The organism is Streptomyces sp. WM4235 (assembly GCF_001279725.1).
GTDB lineage: Bacteria > Actinomycetota > Actinomycetes > Streptomycetales > Streptomycetaceae > Streptomyces.
This window is the reverse complement of record NZ_LGDE01000458.1, coordinates 150053-169275: the sequence shown is the minus strand read 5'-3', so window position 1 is coordinate 169275 and position 19223 is coordinate 150053. Positions and strand designations below refer to the sequence as shown.

Sequence of the window (19223 nt, the reverse complement as noted above, 5' to 3'; positions counted from 1 at the left end):
CCCGTCAACCCGGACAACCCGGCCCGCCGCCAACTCGCCGTCGAACTCCTCACGGAACTGCGCCGCGCCGACCCCCGACTGCTCCTCGGCGAACAGGACGTCCAGCGCCTGGCGGGCGCCGTCGAAGCCTGGTTGGAACGCGGCGCGACCCACCAGGCGATCACCGCCGCCCTGTGCGCGAACCTCCCCGAGCGCCCCCGCAGCGCCGCAGGGCTCATCGCGTACCGCCTCACGGTCCAGCTCCCACCACGATTGGCCGCCCTCCCCCACCGCCCGCCCTTCGTGCCGCCCGACCCCTTCACGAACTGCGAGAAGTGCGACCGGGCCTTCCGCAGCCCCACCCGGGGCGGCCGCTGCAGGGACTGTGAGGGCGGCAAGGACCGCGAGGGCGGCAACGACGACGGATCCCGCGCCGCCTGACCCGGCCACGACCCGGCCACGCACCCTCACCGTAAGATCGTTTGCGTCCCGAACCTCCCGTTCCGGGACGTGAGTTCCGATCGCAGCGAAGGACCGCCCGTGGACGACGCACTCCCGACGACCCTTGAGGACACGCGTTTCGGCGCGATCACCGTCCGCCTCGAAGGCCAGGAACGCGTCGAGGTCGAAGGCCCCGGGATCCCCCAGGTCGCCCTGGTCCGCGCCCCCGGCTCCGAGGTGGACCCGCAGATCCGCATAGGCACCCGCGACCCGGAACACCTCACCCTGACCATCGACGGCCTGACCAGCCCGCTGCTCCCGGCGAAGGGCCGCCTGACCAGGAGTTCGTACCGGGTCGAGGTCGAACACGAGGGCGCGCGCTACGTCCTCGTCCCGGACTCCGTCCCCGGCAGTCGCCTCACCCGCGACGGCACCCACCTCGGGGACTTCACCGCCGACGGCGACGCGCTCGTCATCGCCGAGTGGCAGGAGGACGTGGACCTCCGGCCCCTGGACGCCTCCGTCGGCTACGCCCTGGCCGCCGCCTTCGGCACGGGCGCCCAACCGATGTGGATGATGATCGTGGACGGTGTGACCTCCGCCCTGCCGTAGCCACGGTCACCGCGCCGCGGGGCCCCGGACCGGAGCCCCGCCGCGCACCTCCACTAGTCGAACTTCGGCATCTCGCCCGTCGTCTTCGACATGTCGATCACCGCGAACGCCGCACCCTGCGGGTCCGCCACCGCCGCGAACCGCCCGAACGGGCTGTCCATCGGCCCGAAGTGCAACTTCCCGCCGTGCTTCTTGGTCTTGGCGACCGCCTCGTCGCAGTCGTCGACACCGAAGTAGACCTGGACGTACGAGGGGATCTCCGGCGGGAAGTCGGTCCCCATGTTCATCCGGCCCAGCACCGGGTTCTCCTTGCCGCCCAGACTGAAGACCTTGAAGTCCATGCCGGCCATCTCCGGGTCGTCCCCCGCGTCCATCTGCTGCTCGCCGTACGGGAAGACCTTCGGGAGGAACGCGTCGGCCTTCGCCACGTCCCGGCTGAAGACCTCCGCCCACGCGTACGAGCCCGCCTCGCCCATCCGCTCGAAGCCCTTGTGCTCGCCCGGCTGCCAGACCCCGAACACCGCGCCGCTCGGCTCCTTCGCGATGGCCATCGTCCCGAAGGAGCCGACCTGCATCGGCTCCATCAGCAGCTCGCCGCCCGCCTCCGTGATCTTCTCCGCCGTCGCCGCCGCGTTCGACGAGGCGAGGTACAGACACCACTGCGAGGGAGCGTCGGCCCCCGGCATCGGCGGGACGACGGCCGCCACGGCCTTCCCGTCCTTGTAGGCCTGCGTGTAGTTGCCGTACTCGCTGCTCGCATCGCCGAAGGTCCAGCCCAGCACGTCGGCGTAGAAGCTCTTCGCGCCCTCCACATCGGTGAACATCGCGTCCACCCAGCAGGGAGCGCCTTCCGGGAACTCAGTCATGATCGATCGACTCCTGTGTCGGTACGACTGTGGTGTACGACGTGACCCGTCTCGGTTCACACGCTAGGCCGCCGGTGTGCCGCCCGCGCGGGGAAGGCGCGCACGGGGGAGTCTGGAGTCATGGACAAGGAGATCACCATCCGGCTGGCCCAGCAGCCGGAGGCGGACGCCCTGCTCGGCCGCAGCCCGCTCGCCGCGCTGGTCGGAATGCTGCTCGACCAGCAGGTCCCGATGGAATGGGCGTTCTCGGGCCCCCACACGATCGCGCGCCGCCTCGACGCGGACGACCTCGACGCGCACGTGATCGCCGCGTACGACCCGGAGGCCTTCGCGGCCCTGCTCAGCGAGAAGCCGGCCGTGCACCGCTACCCGGGATCCATGGCGAAGCGGATCCAGCAGCTCTGCGCGTACCTGGTGGAGCACTACGACGGGGACGCCGAGGCCGTCTGGCGGGACGCGACGACCGGCGACGAGCTGCTCGCGCGCCTCAAGGAGCTGCCCGGCTTCGGGGAACAGAAGGCCCAGATCTTCCTGGCCCTGCTCGGCAAGCGCTTCGGCGTCCGGCCCAAGGGCTGGCGGGAGGCGGCCGGCGGATACGGCCCGGCGAACATCCACCGCTCTGCGGCGGACATCACCGGACCGGAGTCACTGGCCAAGGTGCGGGCGTACAAGCAGGAGCACAAGGCCGCCGCGAAGGCGGCGAAGACGGCGAAGCCGAAAGCCCCGCCGGCGGGATGACGGGCGGGGCGCGAGGGCTCCGACAACGGCCCGGACGAGCGGCCCGGGCCGTTGAAGCTCCTATAGATCGTCAAGCTGGTCGGTGGTAGTGGCTGAGCCGTACTGTGCCTGGGTGCGCTACTTGGCGGAGTCCTTCATCTTCGGGGCCTTGAGGCGAGGCCGTTCGGTCGAGCAGTTCCTCGGGCCGGTCGGCCCGCCCGAGCGCCGCGGTGTGCGGTATGTCGAGGTCCGGGCGGCGAGGACGTCATACGAGGTCTACGTCCATGCCGTCGAGGATGTCGGGCATGAGTCCTTCCTGGACCTGGACTCCTTCCCGCCGTTCGATCAGAACTCCGAGGAAGAGGAGTTCGGCCAACTCCTCGGCAGGGCTGAGGACCCGCAGAGCGCGCTGGTTCTTGCTGAGGAGGGCGCAGGGGCTGTTCGCGGGCGGTGGGTCAACCAGGGTGTCGTGCAGGACGAGTACCGCGACTTCGTCCGGGTTGGCCGGCCGGCCGGTATGTCGCCGGACGGGTATCCCTGGCCTGACCTGCGCACCGACCCGTGATGATCTGATCGCCTCACTCACGTGGCCGGTGCCAGGACCGGGACACCAGTAGCTTTGATGTGCCTGTAGACCTCCCGGGCGACGAACCTCTTCAGGCACCGCATGATGTCCTTGGTGGACATGCCTTCGGCGGTGCGTCTGGCGACGTAGTCCCTGGTCCGTGAGTCGTATTGCATGCGGACCAAGACGATGGTGTACAGGGCGCTGTTGGCGTTGCGGTCCCCACCGCGGTTGATGCGGTGGCGGTTGGTCCGGCCGGACGAGGCGGGGATCGGGGCGGCCCCACAAAGGTGCGCGAAAGACGCTTCGGACCGGAGCCGATCGGGGTTGTCTCCTGCGGTGATCAGCAGCTGACCGGCCGTCTCCGTGCCCACCCCGGGCAGGGCGACGAGGCTGGGTGCGGCCCGGGTCACGAGAGGGGCCAGGTCCGCGTCGGCCTCCTTGATCTCCTGTTGAAGTGCCTGGTAGCGCCGGGCGAGGCGGCGAAGTGCCGTCTTGGCCGCGCAGGCCGGGTCCGTGAGATCACCGCCGGGCCGGAAGCGGGCGAGGGTGTCGATCAGCCCGCTGGTGGGCAGCCCCCGCAGCTTGTCCCGCAGGGCGGAGGGAGCGGTGACCATCAGAGCGCGGATCTGGTTGATGGTCTGCGTCCGCGCTTTGACCGCGCTCTTGCGGACCACGCGCAGAGCGCGGATCGCTTCCACGATCCCGTCCCGGCTCTTCGGAGTTCCGCTCGCGCGTCCGGACAGGACGGCGGTGGCCGCCGCGTAGGCGTCGATCGGGTCGGACTTGCCGTGGGCACGCCTGGCCTTTCGGTCCGGCCGGTCGACCTCAACGACCGTGATGCCGCTGGTCGTGAGGAACCGGGCGAGTTCGGCGCCGTAGGCGCCGGTGCCCTCCATCCCGACCGCGATAACGTCGCCCTGGGCACGTAGCCAGGCCAGCAGCTGTTCGTAGCCGGCCGAGTTCGTTTCGAACGGCTGCGTGTCCAGGTGGCGACCGACCGAGTCGATCACTGCGGCCTGGTGGATGTCCGTGTGCGTGTCGATTCCACCGATCACCGCTATCTCGGGCGCTGTCATGCTCGGCTCTGCCGTCCTTCCGTATGGGTACCGGATCGGCGTGTGCTGCCCGGGCAGACGGACAAGACAGTGATGAGGCTGGTGGCCAAGCTCCTATGAGGTCACGGACACCCGCGAGCACACGCGGTGGCATTCCTCAGGGGTCGACGATTCAACGGACAGACAGCCGAAACGTCAGTCAGACCCAGAGTCAGACCCCTGAGGAATGCCGAGTACATCCTCACTGTCAGACCCCCAGTTTATGATCATGACCATGACTGAGAACCTCACCCGCGCCGCCGCTGCCGAGACCATCACCGACGGCCCGGGCAGCGTCATCACGCTCCTCACCGACACCCCCGAACTCACCTGCAACACGGCGAGTTTCGAGGTCGGCGCGGCCGGCGCCCCGGTGCACTTCCACACCAAGGCCACCGAGTTCTTCCACGTCACCGACGGCCTGCTCGACGTCCTCGTCGGCGACGAGATCCACACCCTCGGCAAGGGCGACTTCATCAGCGTCCCGGCCGGCGTGAAGCACGCCTTCGCCCCGGCGGCCGGCCGGACCGCCGAGGTGTTCGTCGGCTTCACCCCCGGCATGGCGCGCTTCGACTACTACCGGCTGCTCGGCCGGGTCCGCGCCGGCGAGGCCACCGTGCAGGACATCATCGACAGCCAGCCGGTGTACGACAACCACTACGCCGAGAGCGAGGCCTGGGCCGGTCGCCCGCGCAGCGCCGAGGCGTAGACCTCGTCGGCGTCGAGCCGCCGCAGCTCCTCCGCGATCAGCTCGGAGAGGCTGCGGACCTTGAGCGCCACCTTGCGGTCCGGCCACCCCGGCAGGATCAGGCCGGCCAGCACCCCCGCGGGCCGGTCCACCCGTATCTCGCCCTCACCGGTCTCCAGCACGACGCGGGTGATGACCGGCCCGTCCGTGACCACCCGGCGCACCGGCACCCGCAGCCGGCCCTCCAGCCAGCGCGCCAGCAGCTCGGCGCTCGCGTTGTCCGCCTCGCTCTCCACCGCCGCGCCCGTCACCGGCAGCGGCTTCTGGTCCAGGGCGGCGGCCAACAGCGAACGCCACGGGGTCAGCCGCGTCCAGGCCAGGTCGGTGTCCCCGGGGGCGTAGGACCGCGCGCGCTCCGCCAGGACGGCGACCGGGTCCACCGCCGCCTGCGCGTCGGTGATCCTGCGCTGGGCCAGCGCGCCCAACGGGTCCCGGGCCGGGTCGGCGGGCGCGTCTGCCGGCCACCAGGCCACCACCGGGGCGTCCGGCACCAGCAGCGGCAGGACGACCGAGCCGGCCTGGTCGGTGAGTTCCCCGTGCAGCCGCAGCAGCACGATCTCCCCCGAACCGGCGTCCGTGCCGACCCTCAGCTCGGCGTCGAGACGGCTCGGCGGGAGCTTGCGCGGGCCGCGCGTGCTCCGCTTGATCACCGCGATGATGCGGCACGGGTGCTCGCGAGAGGCCTCGGAGGCCGCGCGTACCGCGTCGTAGGCGTTCTCCTCGTCGGTGACCACGACGAGCGTCAGCACCAGCCCCATCGCGGGACTGCCGACGGCTCGCCGGGCATCGAGCAGAGCCCGGTCGATCTTGCTGGACGTGGTGTCGGTGAGTTCGGTCCGCATGCCCCGAGTCTGTCAGCGCCCGCCAAGCGTCCCGCAACCGGTTCGCTGGAATACGCCTCGACTCGCCTCCACTCCCCGACCGGGCCCCCGGCTACTTGCGCCGGCGGGCCGTGCCGAAGAGGGACCGGGAGATCTCGCGGCCCAGCTGGGTGCCGATCGAGCGGGCCAGCGAACGGAACATGCCGCTGCCCACGACCTGTTGGGCCAGCGAGGGATCGGGCTTGGGGGCGCTGCGGGCCGCCTTCCCCGCCTGCTTGGCCTCCTTCTCCGCCTCCGCCGCCGCGGCGGCCGCCTCCGCCTCGGCCTCGGCGGCCGCCTGCTCCGCGCTGATCTTCTCGTACGCCGACTCGCGGTCGATCGGCTCCGCGTAACGGGAGTAGAGCAGCGAGGCCTTCACGGCCCCGTCCAGGGTCGCCGCGTCCACGGGCCCCATCAGCGACTGCGGGGCACGCAGCCGGGTCGCGGCGACGGGAGTGGGGGCGCCGTTCTCGCTGAGCACGGTGATGACCGCCTCGCCGGTGCCCAGACCGGTGAGGAGTTCCTCCAGGTCGTAGGGGGAGTTCGGGAAGGTCTTCACCGTCGCCTTGAGCGCCTTCGCGTCGTCCGGGGTGAACGCGCGCAACGCGTGCTGCACCCGGTTGCCGAGCTGCGCCAACACGTCGGCCGGCACGTCCTTCGGCGTCTGGGTCACGAAGAAGACCCCGATGCCCTTCGAGCGGATGAGCCGCACGGTCTGGGTGATGGACTCCAGGAACGCCTTGGAGGCGCCGTTGAAGAGCAGGTGCGCCTCGTCGAAGAAGAAGACGAGTTTCGGCCGATCGAGATCGCCGACTTCCGGCAGGTCGGTGTAGAGATCGGCGAGCAGCCACATCAGGAAGGTGGAGAACAGCTGCGGCTTGTCCTGGACCGCCGGGAGTTCCAGCACCGAGACCAGACCGCGCCCGTCGGCGGCCGTCCGAAGGAATTCCGAGGAGTCGAATTCGGGTTCTCCGAAGAACTCCGACGCACCCTGCTGTTCGAATGCGGTGAGGGCCCGGAGAATCACCCCGGCGGTGACCGTGGAAAGTCCGCCGATGCCCTTGAGCTCGGCCTTTCCCTTGTCGGACACGAGGAAGGCCACCACCGCCCGCAGGTCCTTCAGGTCGATCAGTTCCAGGCCCTTGGAATCGGCGTAGTGGAAGATCAGCCCCAATGACTGCTCCTGGGTCTGATTGAGCTGGAGCACCTTCGACAGGAGCACCGGACCGAAAGCGGTCACCGTGGCCCGCACGGGGATGCCGGTGCCGATGCCGCCCAGGGAATAGAACTCGGCCGGGCAGGCCGTGGCCGACCAGTCCTGGGCCACGTCCGCGGCGCGCTCCCGGACCTTCTCGTTGTCCACGCCGGGCGCCGAGATGCCCGAGACATCACCCTTGATGTCGGCGAGGAACACCGGCACGCCGTTCGCCGACAACTGCTCGGCGATCAGCTGGAGGGTCTTCGTCTTCCCGGTGCCGGTGGCCCCCGCGACCAGCCCGTGCCGGTTCAGCATCGACAGCGGAACGCGGATCTGGCGGTCCGGCAGACACCGCCCGTCCCACAGCAGGGCACCCAGGTCCAGCGCGGGTCCGGTGAAGGCGTACCCGGCCGCGATCCGGTCGGCCGGAGACGCGGGGTCGGTGCTCTCACTCATGATTCACTCCCGAAATAGCCCTGCCTGTCACCTTTGCACCCACGCAGCGAGGCTGCGCCCGCAGGCACCGGCCCGGTAGGCTTTCCGTGTGATCTTCAAGCGCATCGGAAGCGGCCGGCCGTACCCCGACCACGGCAGGGAAACCACCCGGCAGTGGGCGGACGTAGCCCCGCGCCCGGTCCGGCTCGACCAGCTCGTGACCACCAAGGGGCAGCTCGACCTCGAAACCCTGCTCGCCGAGGACTCCACGTTCTACGGCGACCTCTTCGCGCACGTCGTGAAGTGGCAGGGCGACCTGTACCTGGAGGACGGGCTGCACCGCGCCGTGCGCGCGGCGCTCCAGCAGCGCCAAGTGCTGCATGCACGCGTCCTTGAGATGGACTGATTGCGCCTTTCGGGTCTGCCTTACCCGATCAACAGATCATTTAGTAGGCATCGTTCCGGTACGGCACTACGCTGCGCCCATGAGCATGCTCACACCCCCCGGCATGGGCGGAAAGTACCGCGTAACGGGAGCTGCCTACCCCCGCATGAGCCGACCCCGGCGACGCCGCCGGATCGTGTTCGCCCTGCTCGGATCCGTCCTCGCACTGGCCCTGCTCGGTTACGGGGCTTTGCAGCTCATCGACGTGTTCCGAGGCAACGGCGGCAAGAAGACGGTCGCGGCGGGCAAGGACTGTCCGACCGGCTCCCCGAGCAAGGCCGGACCGGCCTCGGCCGTCTCCGCGCGCCCCGCGACCCCGGCCGCCGCGGTCACCCTCCCCAAGCCCGCAGAGATCACGGTCAACGTCTACAACGCGACCCCGCGCGCGGGGCTCGCCAAACTGGTCGGCGACGAGCTGAAGAAACGCGGCTTCGCCATCGGCCAGGTAGGCAACGCGCCCGCCGCCTTCGACAAGAAGGTCCCCGGCATCGGCATACTGCTGGGCGCCCCCACCACCGACAAGGCTGCGTACTCCGTACTCGGCACCCAGCTGACCGGCGTCACCCTGCAGAACGACACCCGTGAGGGCACGGACATCGACCTGATCCTCGGCAACACCTTCAAGGAACTGAACACGAAGGCGGACGCGGACAAGGCGCTGGCCACACTGGCCCACCCCGTACCCGCGCCCGCCAAGACGTGCTGATCCGCCGGGCCCACCCGGCGGACCTGACCGTGACTTATTCGGCGGAGCCGTACATGCGGTCGCCCGCGTCGCCCAGGCCCGGCACGATGTAGCCGTTCTCGTTGAGCCGCTCGTCCACGGCGGCCGTCACCACCGTCACCGGCGTGCCCGCAAGCTCGCGCTCCATGATCTCGACGCCTTCGGGCGCGGCCAACAACACCACGGCGGTCACGTCGTCGGCGCCGCGCTTGATGAGCTCCCGGATCGCCGCGACCAGCGTGCCGCCGGTGGCCAGCATCGGGTCGACCACGTACACCTGGCGGCCGGAGAGGTCCTCCGGCATGCGCGTCGCGTACGTGGAGGCCTCCAGGGTCTCCTCGTTGCGGACCATGCCCAGGAAGCCCACCTCGGCCGTCGGCAGCAGCCGCACCATGCCGTCCAACATGCCGAGACCGGCGCGCAGGATCGGCACGACCAGCGGACGCGGGTGCGACAGCTTGACGCCGGTGGTCGGGCCGACCGGGGTCTCGATGTCGGCCTGCTCGGTCCGCACGTCACGCGTGGCCTCGTACGCGAGGAGGGTCACCAGCTCGTCGGCGAGCCGACGGAAGGTGGGGGAGTCGGTGCGCTTGTCGCGCAGGGTGGTGAGCTTGTGCGCGACCAACGGGTGATCGACGACCTGCAAACGCACAACATCCTCCAAGACTCAGCTGCCGCCAGCTGCCGGGTTTCGACCTGCGACCTGCGAAAACGGCCGCGGTGTGCGACCCACACGCAAAAGGCTACGCGGTGACACGACCCCTCCGCGTCCGAAGCCGCCCACGGGCCCGCGACACGCGGAGATGCGGCCCGCCCGGACGCCCAGCACCCTTGGTTGATGAGCACCTCCCTCGTCATCGCGGCCGTGGACGGATCGGAACACAGTCTCAAGGCGCTGGAGTGGGCCCGGACCTCCGCACTCCTGCACGGCGGCGGGCTCATGGTCGCGCACGTCCTGCCCGACAGCGCCCAGTTGTACGCGGGCCGGCGCTCCGCCCTGCACTCCGCGTCCGAGCCGGAGCAGTACACCGACCCGGTGAGCGAGCACGTACGGGACCTCCTCGCGCGCGCCCCCGAACTGCCCGCCGAGGTCCGCTACGAGGCCCTGGAAGGGTCCGTGCCCGAGGCGCTGCGGGTCATCGGCGCCGAGTGCGACCCCCGGATGCTGGTGATGGGATCCCGCGGACGCGGCGGTTTCGCCGCCCTGCTGCTCGGCTCGAACAGCCGCGCCGTCGCCTCCACCACGACCTGCCCGGTGGTCGTGATCCCGCACGCCGGGCGCGTCGTGGAGGCCTCCGGGGAGGAGTCGGCCGGGCGGGTGGTGGTCGGGCTGCACGCGGCGGAGACCCCCGACGACGTGCTGGCCTTCGCCTTCGAGGAGGCCGCCGTGCGGGGGACCGCCGTCCAGGTGGTCTCCGCGTACGCCGTCCCGCCCTCGACGATGATCGGCGTCGACAGCCCCTTCGCGGTGATCCCGCCGGAAGGGCTGGCGGACGGCGGCGACGGGGTGCCGGCCGAGCGGGAGATGCTCCGCTCCCAGACGCAGCGGCTGGCCCCGTTCCGGGCCCGCCACCCGCACGTGCCCGTCGAACAGGCCGCCGTGCCCGGCGAGGCGGCGGGCCGGCTCGTCGCCGCGTCCCGCTCGGCCGCGCTCGTCGTGGTCGGCCGCCACCACCCCACCCGGAACGTGGGCCCGCTCATGATCGGCTCGGTCGCGCACGCCGTGCTCCACCACGCGCACGGCCCGGTCGCGGTGGTGCCGACACGGACGGAAGACGCCTGAGCTGCGAGAACCCTGGCGCGGGGGTGGCATCAATCGGGCGGTCCGGGGGAAGGTGGGTTCGGGGGGCGAGGACGACCGGACCAGCAGCCGGGGTGATGGCCCATGCCAGAAACAGAGCCGAGCGTGGACAGCGAAGAGGAAACGGCGGCGCAGCGCAGAGCGCGGCGCGCCCAGTTCCTACGGGACCTGAACGAGGCCCGCGAACTGCGCGACCGCGTCCAACCGCGCCGCGCCCGCGCCGCCCGCATGCGCCAACAGATGCGGATGCGCACCTTCCGCTGGTGATCCGCTCCGGCTCCTCGGATGATCCACCCGGCTCGCCCGGTGATCCGCCCGGCTTCCGGGGCCGTTCGGCCCCGTCGGAGTTTGAGCCGCGCGGCCCCGGGGCAACGCCCCTCGGGGGAATGGCGCCTCGGCCTTCGCGGGCCCCTCAGACCCGTCCCCCCGGCGGCGGCGCCCCGGCGCGACACGGCGGAAGACCTCTCGCAAAGCCGCTGTTTCTGCCACGATGCCGATTGGGCGGGGCACGAAGCGGTGAGCAGCACGACCGTTTCACCCCATCCTCCGGCCGGGGGGACCTCCAACCGGCACGCCTATGACCAGTGGGAGAGTCACGGTGTATTTCGCCGCACTGCTCGCGCGCACCGAAGATGGGTGGGAAGCGAGCGACCTGGAACTCGACGACGTCGAGTCCCTGACCGATCTGATCGATCTCGCCCGTTCCGCCGCCGTCGACGACGAGCCGGTGGTCGCCCTCATCGAGCAGGAGGACGCCTGGTTCGGCGTCATGCGCCTGGACGGCGAGGAAGACCCTCGGTACTTCGTGTCCAACGCCTCCGTAGCCGGCCGCAGCTCCTACGGCTCGATGCTGACCAAAGAGCTGCTGGGCAGCGAAGAGGAGGACGACGAACTCGACGAACTCGACCTGGACGGCACCGAGGACGGCGAGGAGGAGAGCGTCACCGCCTTCGCCGACGAGGACGACGCCACCGCCTCCGCGCTCGGGACCGGCGCCGAGCCGTTGCCCGCCGGCCCGTTCGGCGACCTCGGGCTGCTGAACGACCTCGGCGTCAGCCCCAAGCAACTGACCGCCCTGGAGGGCGACGCCCTCTCGGAGATCGCCGAATCCCTCGGCGCCACCGAGGTCCTGGAGGCCGTGCGCTAGTGATCGACGAGCACGACACGCACCACCCCGGTCCCGACCCCGTACGGGACCCCTGGCGGGACTCCATGCGCCTGGCGCTCCGGGAAGCCGCCCTGGCGGTGCCGGCCGGCGACGTGCCGGTCGGCGCCGTCGTGCTCGGCCCGGCGGGCGAGGTCCTGTCCACCGGGCACAACGAACGCGAGGCCGCCGGCGACCCCACGGCGCACGCCGAGGTGCTGGCGCTGCGTCGTGCGGCGGCCGCCCTCGGGGAATGGCGACTCCCGGGATGTACCCTCGTCGTCACCCTGGAGCCGTGCGTGATGTGCGCGGGCGCCCTCGTGCAGTCCCGGGTGGCCCGGGTCGTGTACGGCGCGGACGACGAGAAGGCGGGCGCCGCGGGATCGCTGTGGGACCTCGTACGGGACCGCCGGCTCAACCACCGGCCGGAGGTGGTCCGCGGGGTGCTCGCGGACGAGTGCGCCCGGCAGCTGAAGGACTTCTTCCGCGACCTGTGACCGCTGTGACGAGGGTCGCCCCGACACGGATTTCAGAGCACGGCGCACTTTGGGCTAAGCTCTCTCTCGGTAGCGTGTCCGAGCGGCCGAAGGAGCACGCCTCGAAAGCGTGTGATGGTGCAAGCTATCCGTGGGTTCAAATCCCACCGCTACCGCTCTGATCGAGAGCCCCGCCCCGCAAGGGTCGGGGCTCTCGGCTTTTCCCCGGGCCTCGACGCTTCCGGGGCCCTCACGGCTCCCCGGACTCTCGGCTTCCGGGGCCCTCCGGGGGACAGGCGCGTGACCGGCCGCCCCCTCGACCGTTGTCACGGCATGACCAAGACCCAGCGCATCCTCGCCGCCTTCGCCCTCGCGGGGGCCGCCGCGGGCCTCGCCGCTCCCGCCGCCTCCGCCGCGCCGATCGCCCCGCTCACCCTCCCGGACCTGCCGACGGCGGCCCCGGGCATGCCGCGCGGGGCGACGCCCGGATCCGTGAAGGAGATCGGCGCCAAGCTCAACGACCTGAACCAGCTCAACCGACTGATGGACCTCCCCAACGACCTCGCGCCCGTGATCGCGCCCGTACAGCCCATCACCGACCTCGCCGGCGGTATCGAATAGCCGCACCGGATTCGAACCGTCGGCTCGAACAGTCCGGCGGGCAGACCGCGCGGTCCGGCGAGCGGCCCGCGAACGACCCGCGAACCGTCCGGCGCGCGGGCCGCACACGAAGAAGGCCCCGACCGGGGGTCGGGACCTTCGACGTCGGGACGCGGGAAGTGGCATCGGGGGGACAAGCCACTCCCCCCGATGAGGACGGAACCTGCCGGTCCGTACCGCGGTCAGGGGGAAGCCCGCGGCTCGGACCCCGCAGTGAGGTCCTGTCCCTCACCCACCGATTTCCTGCCAGAACCGGTGGGCTCGTCCCCCATCCTGCGCCTCCCCCGCCCCGCCACAGGGCGGCAAAGGACCCGGAACGCCGGGTCATTGGTCCCTAAAGGGCAGGCGAGTGTCCAAACCCGACCGGTTAGACTCACCCGACTTTGCAGGACCGGTTGGGGAGGCCGACACCGCTCGTGGACACCAAGAAGATCATCACGGGCGCGCTCGCCGTCTTCGTACTCTTCGTGATCATCACCCAGCCGATCAAAGCCGCCGATATGGTCCAAATAGGCTTCCAGGGAATCTCGGACGCCGCCCACGGGATCGGCGAGTTCATGACCGAACTGGTGACCTGAACCCGTACGCTGAAGCGGCTTCCGGACAAACCGGCCCCCCACTCCGACGGGTGGGGGGTCTTTTGCGTTATCCATGTTCGAACTGAATGCCCGTATATGGGCAATTTACCCTCAACACGGAGATATGCGGTGCTTGCGCATAGTGCACATCTCTTGTGATGCTATGACCGCTTTTGACGGATAGTTGACTGAAGGGGTGGCGTGACCGTGCCGGCCAGTACTGCGCCTCAGGTGCCACCCCAGCAGGACCCCCAGGAGCCACAGCACACGCAGGGCCTCCCCGGCCCGCACGCCGCCCCCGGCGCGCGGGACACCCCCGGCTCTCCCGCCCCGCACGGTGCCCCCGGCCCGCAGGCCGCCACCCCGCCCCACCAGGACGCCCAGGTGCCCCCGCAACAGGAGTCGCCCCGGCAGGAGTCCCCGGCGGGGCCCTCCCGGGAACCGTCCACCCCCTCACCGACGCAGGCGCCCACGACCGGCGAGACCGCCCAATCCCCCGCAGCACCGCCCCAGGAGGCCCCGCAGGAGCCGCCCGTCGCCCCGAGGCCGCAGAGCAGGGGCGCCGACACCCGGGCGCTCACCCAGGTCCTCTTCGGGCAACTGAAGGCGCTCCAGCCCGGCACCCGCGAGCACGACCGGGTGCGCGGCGCCCTCATCGAGGCCAACCTGCCGCTCGTCCGGTACGCGGCGGCCCGCTTCCGCAGCCGCAACGAGCCGATGGAGGACGTGGTCCAGGTCGGCACGATCGGCCTCATCAACGCGATCGACCGCTTCGACCCCGAACGCGGGGTCCAGTTCCCGACCTTCGCGATGCCGACCGTCGTGGGCGAGATCAAGCGGTACTTCCGGGACAACGTCCGCACCGTCCACGTCCCGCGCCGCCTCCACGAGTTGTGGGTCCAGGTCAACGCCGCCACCGAGGACCTGACCACCCAGCACGGCCGCACCCCCACCACCCCCGAGATCGCCGAACGACTGCGCATCTCCGAGGACGAGGTGCTGTCCTGCATCGAGGCCGGCCGGAGCTACCACGCAACATCGCTGGAGGCCGCGCAGGAGGGCGACGGCATGCCCGGGCTGCTCGACCGCCTCGGCTACGAGGACCCGGAACTGGCCGGCGTCGAACACCGCGACCTCGTACGGCATCTGCTCGTACAACTGCCCGAGCGTGAACAGCGGATCCTGCTCCTGCGGTACTACAACAACCTGACGCAATCGCAGATCAGCGCTGAGCTGGGCGTATCCCAGATGCACGTGTCGCGACTCCTCGCCAGGAGCTTCGCCCGCTTGCGATCCGCAAACAGGATCGAGGCGTAACCGGATCGGGTGGAGCTTCCCCGACGCGTTTCCCGACAGACCGGGCTCATTCCGCTCTGTCGCTGGAGATACATGTCGACATGGCGCTACAGCGTGTTGCCGACATGTGACATTCTGCTGGAACCGCGTTTGCCGCAGCCCCGCCTCCGGTATTCAGGTGGAGGCTGCGTTCCTCCGACGGGCGCGCAGAAGACGCGACCGTCCGCGACCTCAAGGGGGTGGCATGTCCGTAGACCAGGGCAGCTCACAGGTACTCACGCTCGTCAAGCGTGCGGTGCCGGCAGTGTCCAACCGCTCGGAAGCCATCGACACCCGCACCCTCTCCCGCTCCCTCTTCCAGCGCCTCGCAACCCTGGACGCGGACAGCCCCGAACGAGTGTACGTACGCGACACCCTGATCGAACTGAACCTGCCCCTCGTGCGCTACGCCGCGGCCCGCTTCCGCAGCCGCAACGAGCCCATGGAGGACATCGTCCAGGTCGGCACGATCGGCCTGATCAAGGCGATCGACCGCTTCGACTGCGAACGCGGGGTCGAGTTCCCCACGTTCGCGATGCCGACCGTGGTGGGCGAGATCAAGCGGTTCTTCCGGGACACCTCCTGGTCGGTGCGCGTCCCGCGCCGGCTCCAGGAGCTGCGACTGGCCCTCACCAAGGCCAGTGACGAGCTCGCCCAGAAGCTGGACCGGTCCCCGACCGTGCCGGAACTGGCCGCCGTGCTCGGCGTCTCGGAGGAGGACGTCGTCGACGGCCTGGCCGTCGGCAACGCCTACACCGCCTCCTCGCTCGACTCGCCCTCCCCCGAGGACGAGGGCGGCGAAGGCTCGCTCGCGGACCGGCTCGGCTACGAGGACACGGCACTCGAAGGCGTCGAGTACCGCGAGTCCCTCAAGCCGCTGCTGGCCAAACTCCCGCCCCGGGAACGGCAGATCATCATGCTGCGGTTCTTCGCCAACATGACCCAGTCGCAGATCGGCGAGGAGGTCGGCATCTCCCAGATGCACGTCTCCCGACTGCTGACCCGCACGCTCGCGCAACTGCGCGTGGGCCTGATCGGCGAGTAGGGAATCAACCGGCTCCGCACCGTTCCCAATTGACGATGCGTCAGGAAAACTGACGCGATGCGAACGGGATCACGCGCGGCGCTGGCCCTCACCCTCTGCTGCTCGACCGCCGCCGCGGCCCTCACCGGCTGCGGCGGCGCGACGCGCGACGGCTACGTGGCCGTGGGCGCCGCCGCGCCCGGTCCGGAGCGGGGCGCGGGGGAGAACGTACCGCCCCGGGGACAGGTGGAGCTCCAGCGACTCGGCGCCCCGCCGACGTCGGGCACCGCCTCCGCCTCCACCGGTACGCCGGCCGGCTCGCCCGCACCGCAGACCTCGGGCGACGGCGGGAACGGACCGACGCCCCCGCCGGGCGGTGGCTCCGTACCGGCTCCGAACACGGGCGCGGGCGCGGAGCCCGGACACCCGGGCGCGCCCGCGGGCACGACGGGAGGTACGGGCGGGTCGAGTACGGGCGGCGCCGGCGGCTCGGTAAGCACGGGCGGCTCGGGAAGCACCGGCGGTGCCGGCTCGGGCGGCTCCGGTACGCCCAGGCCGCCGACGAGCCCGCCGGGCACCACACCGACCCCGACACCGGCACCGGCCACGCCGGCGCGGCTGACCCTCGGCGCCCCGACCCGGTCGGGCGCGGCGGACCGGTGGTGCGAGAACGTCACGGTGAGCTTCACCAACACCGGCACCACGGCGGCCCGCTCCGGCACGATCACCTTCGCGACGCACATCATCGGCGCCCTCGGCGTCGACTGGGCCACCCGCACGACGACGCAGCCCCTGCCCACCCCGATCGCGGGCGGCACGACGAAGACGCGGACCTACACGGTCTGCGTCGAATCCTGGCGCGTCCCCCTGGGCATGCACGTGGACACCCGGAACGTCACCGCCACCTGGAACTGAACGAAGGGGACAGGACGGGACGGATCCGCAGGGCCGGCGGGGCCGGCCTCCGCGTCACGTCGTCGCGCCATCGCGCCGTCGCGCCATCACACCGTCACGTCGTCGCCTGGTCGCCTGGTCGCTCGGTCTCTACAGGACGACCCACAGGACCACCGCGAGGACCAGGACCAGAGCCGCCCCGAGGGCGATCCAGGTGCCCGCCTTCGAACCGGCCTGACGCTCGGCCCGCCGCTGCTGTCGCGCACCGGGCCCGGCCTGGCGGGCCGGGGCGGCCTCCTCCACGAACGCCCGGAACATCTGCGTGCTGCCCGCGGGGTCGTGGTTGCCCTCGGGGACCTGTGAGTTGTGGTTCTCAGCCATGGGTCAGGACCCTAGCGGGTTTTCCCTTTCCTTTACCGCCCCACCCCCCGAATTCATTTGCCTGTAGCAACCATCCGCTTCTATGGTTGCCCAAAGCAACAAGATGGGGGGTGCCCGGTGACGACTTCGACCACGTCCACAACCGCGACGACGGCCGGTCCGGGGGAGACGGGTCCGACGACGGGGCCGACGACGAGCCCGACGACCGCTCCCGCGTACGAGGAGCTGGCCCGCCAACTCACCGGCATCGGCGCGGTCAAGCGCGACCTCGCCCGCACCCTGCCCCCGCACTGCCCGCCCGGCTCGGCCGCCGTGCTCACCGTGCTCGACCGGCACGGCGAGATGCGGCTCGGCCGGCTCGCCGAACTCATGGCCATCGACATCTCGGTGACCAGCCGGCACGTGACCCACGTCGCCGAACGCGGCTGGATCGAGCGCGAGACCGACCCCGTCGACGGCCGCTGCCGGATCCTGCGGCTCACCCCGACCGGCCGCGCACTCCTGACCGACCTCGGGACCCGGTACACGCGGGCGCTGGAATGCGCCCTGGCCGACTGGTCCGCCGAGGACGTCGACGCACTCAACACCCTGCTGGCCCGACTCCGATCGAGCTTCTAGAACCCGAGGAAACGCATGGCAACGACCACACCCGACGGTGTGCGGGAAAGCGGCCGGCCGGAGACCACGTCCGACGGCACGCCCATGACGCACCCGCAGATCATGAAGGCCCTGTCCGGGCTGATGCTCGGCATGTTCGTGGCGATCCTGTCGTCCACGATCGTCTCCAACGCCCTTCCCGAGATCATCAGCGACCTCGGCGGCACCCAGTCCTCCTACACCTGGGTCGTCACCGCCGCCCTGCTGTCGATGACGGCCGCGACCCCGCTCTGGGGCAAGCTGTCCGACCTCTTCAGCAAGAAGCTGCTGGTCCAGATATCCCTGGTGATCTACGTCCTCGGTTCCTTGGTCGCGGGCCTGTCCCAGAACACCGGCATGCTCATCGCGTGCCGCGTGGTCCAGGGCATCGGCGTCGGCGGCCTGTCCGCCCTCGCGCAGATCGTGATGGCCGCGATGATCTCCCCGCGCGAGCGCGGCCGTTACAGCGCGGCGGCGTCATCACCGACACCGACTGGCTCGGCTGGCGCTGGTGCTTCTACGTCGGCGTGCCCTTCGCGATCATCGCGCTGATCGTGCTCCAGAAGACGCTGAAGCTCCCGGTGGTCCGGCGTGACGTCAAGGTGGACTGGCTGGGCGCCCTCCTGATCAGCGGCGCCGTGTCGCTGCTCCTGATCTGGGTCACCCAGGCCGGCGACTCGTACGACTGGATCTCCTGGACCAGCCTGGCGATGACCGCCGGATCGGTCGCGCTCGGCCTGCTCTTCGTCCTCGTCGAGTCCCGCGCGAGCGACCCGATCATCCCGCTGCGGCTGTTCCGCAACAAGACCATCACCCTGGCCTCGGCGGCCTCCCTGTTCGTCGGCATCGCGATGTTCTCGGGCACGGTCTTTTTCAGCCAGTTCTTCCAGTTGGCCCGCGGCGAGTCCCCCACGATGTCCGGAATCCTCACGATTCCGATGATCGGCGGGCTCTTCGTCTCCTCCACTCTTTCCGGTGCGGTGATCACCAGGACCGGCAAGTGGAAGGCCTGGCTCGTCGCCGGCGGCGCGCTGCTGACCGCCGGACTCGGACTGCTGGGCACCCTGCGGTACGACACCCCGTACTGGCACATCGCGATCTACATGGCGCTGACCGGACTCGGTCTCGGCATGATGATGCAGAACCTCGTCCTCGCCACCCAGAACCAGGTGGCCCCCGAGGACCTGGGCTCCGCCAGCTCCGTCGTCACCTTCTTCCGCTCGCTCGGCGGCGCCGTGGGCGTCTCGGCACTCGGCGCGGTGATGGCCAACCGGGTCACCCACTACGTCCAGGACGGGCTGACCGCCCTCGGGCCGAAGGCCGCCGCGATGGGCCACGGGGGCACCGCCGGCGGCGGGATCCCCGACCTCGACAAGCTGCCCGCGCCGTTCCGTACGGTGATCGAGTCCGCCTACGGGCACGGCGTCGGCGACGTCTTCCTGTACGCCGCACCGTTCGCCCTGCTCTCCCTGCTCCTGGTGCTGTTCATCAAGGAGGTCGCCCTGAAGTCGAAGCCGGCCGCCCACGCGCCCATGGCCGAGAGCGCCCCGCAGGCCCCGGCGACCACGTCGCTCAAGGCCTGACCCGCCCGGTCCCCCACGTACGCG

Annotated in this window: 22 protein-coding genes, 1 tRNA gene and 2 pseudogenes; 19 read left to right on the top strand and 6 right to left on the bottom strand. The window is 70.7% G+C overall.

All coding sequences use genetic code 11. The annotated features are described in order from the left end of the window. Both ADK55_RS32890 and ADK55_RS32885 read left to right on the top strand, forming a co-directional pair. Window positions 1–420 (top strand): annotated as a pseudogene (locus ADK55_RS32890) (hypothetical protein); the annotation flags it as partial. Window positions 421–519: 99 nt separating this feature from the next. Beyond that, complete coding sequence (locus tag ADK55_RS32885) at window positions 520–1032, top strand: hypothetical protein (RefSeq protein ID WP_053684155.1); 513 nt, start codon at window positions 520–522, stop codon at window positions 1030–1032. 53 nt (window positions 1033–1085) lie between these two features. Here the strand turns inward: ADK55_RS32885 and ADK55_RS32880 are convergent, their stop codons facing one another. Then, window positions 1086–1898, bottom strand: coding sequence for a VOC family protein (locus ADK55_RS32880; RefSeq protein ID WP_053684153.1), 813 nt, complete (start codon window positions 1896–1898; stop codon window positions 1086–1088). Between the two features lie 120 nt (window positions 1899–2018). On the opposite strand from ADK55_RS32880, the gene ADK55_RS32875 reads away from it, so the two are divergent. Together ADK55_RS32875 and ADK55_RS32870 are read left to right on the top strand one after the other, a co-directional pair. Then, the gene (locus ADK55_RS32875; RefSeq protein ID WP_053684151.1) at window positions 2019–2636 is read left to right on the top strand and encodes an HhH-GPD-type base excision DNA repair protein; all 618 of its coding nucleotides are present in this window, start codon (window positions 2019–2021) and stop codon (window positions 2634–2636) included. A 112-nt stretch (window positions 2637–2748) separates the two neighbouring features. Continuing rightward, entirely contained in the window at window positions 2749–3180 is a 432-nt protein-coding gene (locus ADK55_RS32870; protein ID WP_234350351.1) for a hypothetical protein, read from the top strand. Window positions 3181–3197: 17 nt separating this feature from the next. Here ADK55_RS32870 and ADK55_RS32865 read toward each other — a convergent pair whose 3' ends face one another. Beyond that, entirely contained in the window at window positions 3198–4259 is a 1062-nt protein-coding gene (locus tag ADK55_RS32865; RefSeq protein WP_053684149.1) for an IS110 family transposase, read from the bottom strand. 253 nt (window positions 4260–4512) lie between these two features. Between ADK55_RS32865 and ADK55_RS32860 the strand changes: the two genes are divergently transcribed. Continuing rightward, on the top strand, window positions 4513–4986 hold the full coding sequence (locus ADK55_RS32860) for a cupin domain-containing protein (protein ID WP_107089377.1): 474 nt from the start codon (window positions 4513–4515) through the stop codon (window positions 4984–4986). On the opposite strand, the gene opcA is transcribed toward ADK55_RS32860, so the two are convergent. Both opcA and ADK55_RS32850 read right to left on the bottom strand, forming a co-directional pair. Beyond that, complete coding sequence (opcA, locus tag ADK55_RS32855; RefSeq protein WP_053684147.1) at window positions 4935–5867, bottom strand: glucose-6-phosphate dehydrogenase assembly protein OpcA; 933 nt, start codon at window positions 5865–5867, stop codon at window positions 4935–4937. The genes ADK55_RS32860 and opcA overlap by 52 nt on opposite strands. Before the next feature lie 91 nt (window positions 5868–5958). Further along, window positions 5959–7539, bottom strand: a complete 1581-nt coding sequence (locus ADK55_RS32850; RefSeq protein WP_053684145.1) for a helicase HerA-like domain-containing protein — start codon at window positions 7537–7539, stop codon at window positions 5959–5961. Between the two features lie 88 nt (window positions 7540–7627). Between ADK55_RS32850 and ADK55_RS32845 the strand changes: the two genes are divergently transcribed. Then, entirely contained in the window at window positions 7628–7924 is a 297-nt protein-coding gene (locus ADK55_RS32845; protein WP_008740979.1) for a type II toxin-antitoxin system VapB family antitoxin, read from the top strand. Between the two features lie 79 nt (window positions 7925–8003). Then, entirely contained in the window at window positions 8004–8669 is a 666-nt protein-coding gene (locus tag ADK55_RS32840; protein WP_053684143.1) for a LytR C-terminal domain-containing protein, read from the top strand. Between the two features lie 34 nt (window positions 8670–8703). Here ADK55_RS32840 and upp read toward each other — a convergent pair whose 3' ends face one another. Further along, window positions 8704–9339 carry a uracil phosphoribosyltransferase gene (gene upp / locus ADK55_RS32835; RefSeq protein ID WP_053684141.1) on the bottom strand — a complete coding sequence of 212 codons (636 nt, stop codon included), beginning with the start codon at window positions 9337–9339 and terminating at the stop codon, window positions 8704–8706. A 186-nt stretch (window positions 9340–9525) separates the two neighbouring features. Here upp and ADK55_RS32830 point away from each other — a divergent pair, with 186 nt between their 5' ends. The 10 genes from ADK55_RS32830 (at window position 9526) to ADK55_RS38130 (ending at window position 16620) form a co-directional block, all read left to right on the top strand. Beyond that, window positions 9526–10470, top strand: coding sequence for a universal stress protein (locus tag ADK55_RS32830; RefSeq protein ID WP_053684139.1), 945 nt, complete (start codon window positions 9526–9528; stop codon window positions 10468–10470). A 102-nt stretch (window positions 10471–10572) separates the two neighbouring features. Then, window positions 10573–10755 (top strand): hypothetical protein, encoded by a 183-nt coding sequence (locus tag ADK55_RS32825; protein WP_053684137.1) that lies wholly within the window; start codon window positions 10573–10575, stop codon window positions 10753–10755. 331 nt (window positions 10756–11086) lie between these two features. Then, a complete protein-coding gene (locus ADK55_RS32820; RefSeq protein ID WP_053684135.1) occupies window positions 11087–11635 on the top strand; it encodes a hypothetical protein in 549 nt (182 codons plus the stop codon). A 65-nt stretch (window positions 11636–11700) separates the two neighbouring features. Then, window positions 11701–12129, top strand: a complete 429-nt coding sequence (gene tadA / locus ADK55_RS32815; protein WP_053684189.1) for a tRNA adenosine(34) deaminase TadA — start codon at window positions 11701–11703, stop codon at window positions 12127–12129. Window positions 12130–12197: 68 nt separating this feature from the next. After that, window positions 12198–12284 (top strand) — tRNA-Ser (locus ADK55_RS32810). A 157-nt stretch (window positions 12285–12441) separates the two neighbouring features. After that, entirely contained in the window at window positions 12442–12729 is a 288-nt protein-coding gene (locus ADK55_RS32805; protein ID WP_159041626.1) for a hypothetical protein, read from the top strand. A 455-nt stretch (window positions 12730–13184) separates the two neighbouring features. Continuing rightward, window positions 13185–13346, top strand: coding sequence for a hypothetical protein (locus ADK55_RS39380; RefSeq protein WP_199826690.1), 162 nt, complete (start codon window positions 13185–13187; stop codon window positions 13344–13346). Window positions 13347–13730: 384 nt separating this feature from the next. Then, window positions 13731–14663 (top strand): RNA polymerase sigma factor SigF, encoded by a 933-nt coding sequence (locus tag ADK55_RS32795; RefSeq protein ID WP_053684185.1) that lies wholly within the window; start codon window positions 13731–13733, stop codon window positions 14661–14663. Between the two features lie 223 nt (window positions 14664–14886). Beyond that, window positions 14887–15726 carry an RNA polymerase sigma factor SigF gene (locus tag ADK55_RS32790; RefSeq protein WP_053684131.1) on the top strand — a complete coding sequence of 280 codons (840 nt, stop codon included), beginning with the start codon at window positions 14887–14889 and terminating at the stop codon, window positions 15724–15726. Between the two features lie 57 nt (window positions 15727–15783). After that, entirely contained in the window at window positions 15784–16620 is an 837-nt protein-coding gene (locus ADK55_RS38130) for a hypothetical protein (RefSeq protein WP_053684129.1), read from the top strand. A gap of 129 nt (window positions 16621–16749) precedes the next feature. On the opposite strand, the gene ADK55_RS32780 is transcribed toward ADK55_RS38130, so the two are convergent. Beyond that, window positions 16750–16980, bottom strand: a complete 231-nt coding sequence (locus tag ADK55_RS32780) for a hypothetical protein (protein WP_053684127.1) — start codon at window positions 16978–16980, stop codon at window positions 16750–16752. 225 nt (window positions 16981–17205) lie between these two features. On the opposite strand from ADK55_RS32780, the gene ADK55_RS32775 reads away from it, so the two are divergent. Both ADK55_RS32775 and ADK55_RS32770 read left to right on the top strand, forming a co-directional pair. Continuing rightward, the gene (locus ADK55_RS32775) at window positions 17206–17598 is read left to right on the top strand and encodes a MarR family winged helix-turn-helix transcriptional regulator (protein ID WP_053684183.1); all 393 of its coding nucleotides are present in this window, start codon (window positions 17206–17208) and stop codon (window positions 17596–17598) included. Next, window positions 17586–19199, top strand: a pseudogene (locus ADK55_RS32770) (MFS transporter); the annotation flags it as partial. The gene ADK55_RS32775 and the pseudogene ADK55_RS32770, both read left to right, overlap by 13 nt. Between the last annotated feature and the right edge of the window lie 24 nt (window positions 19200–19223).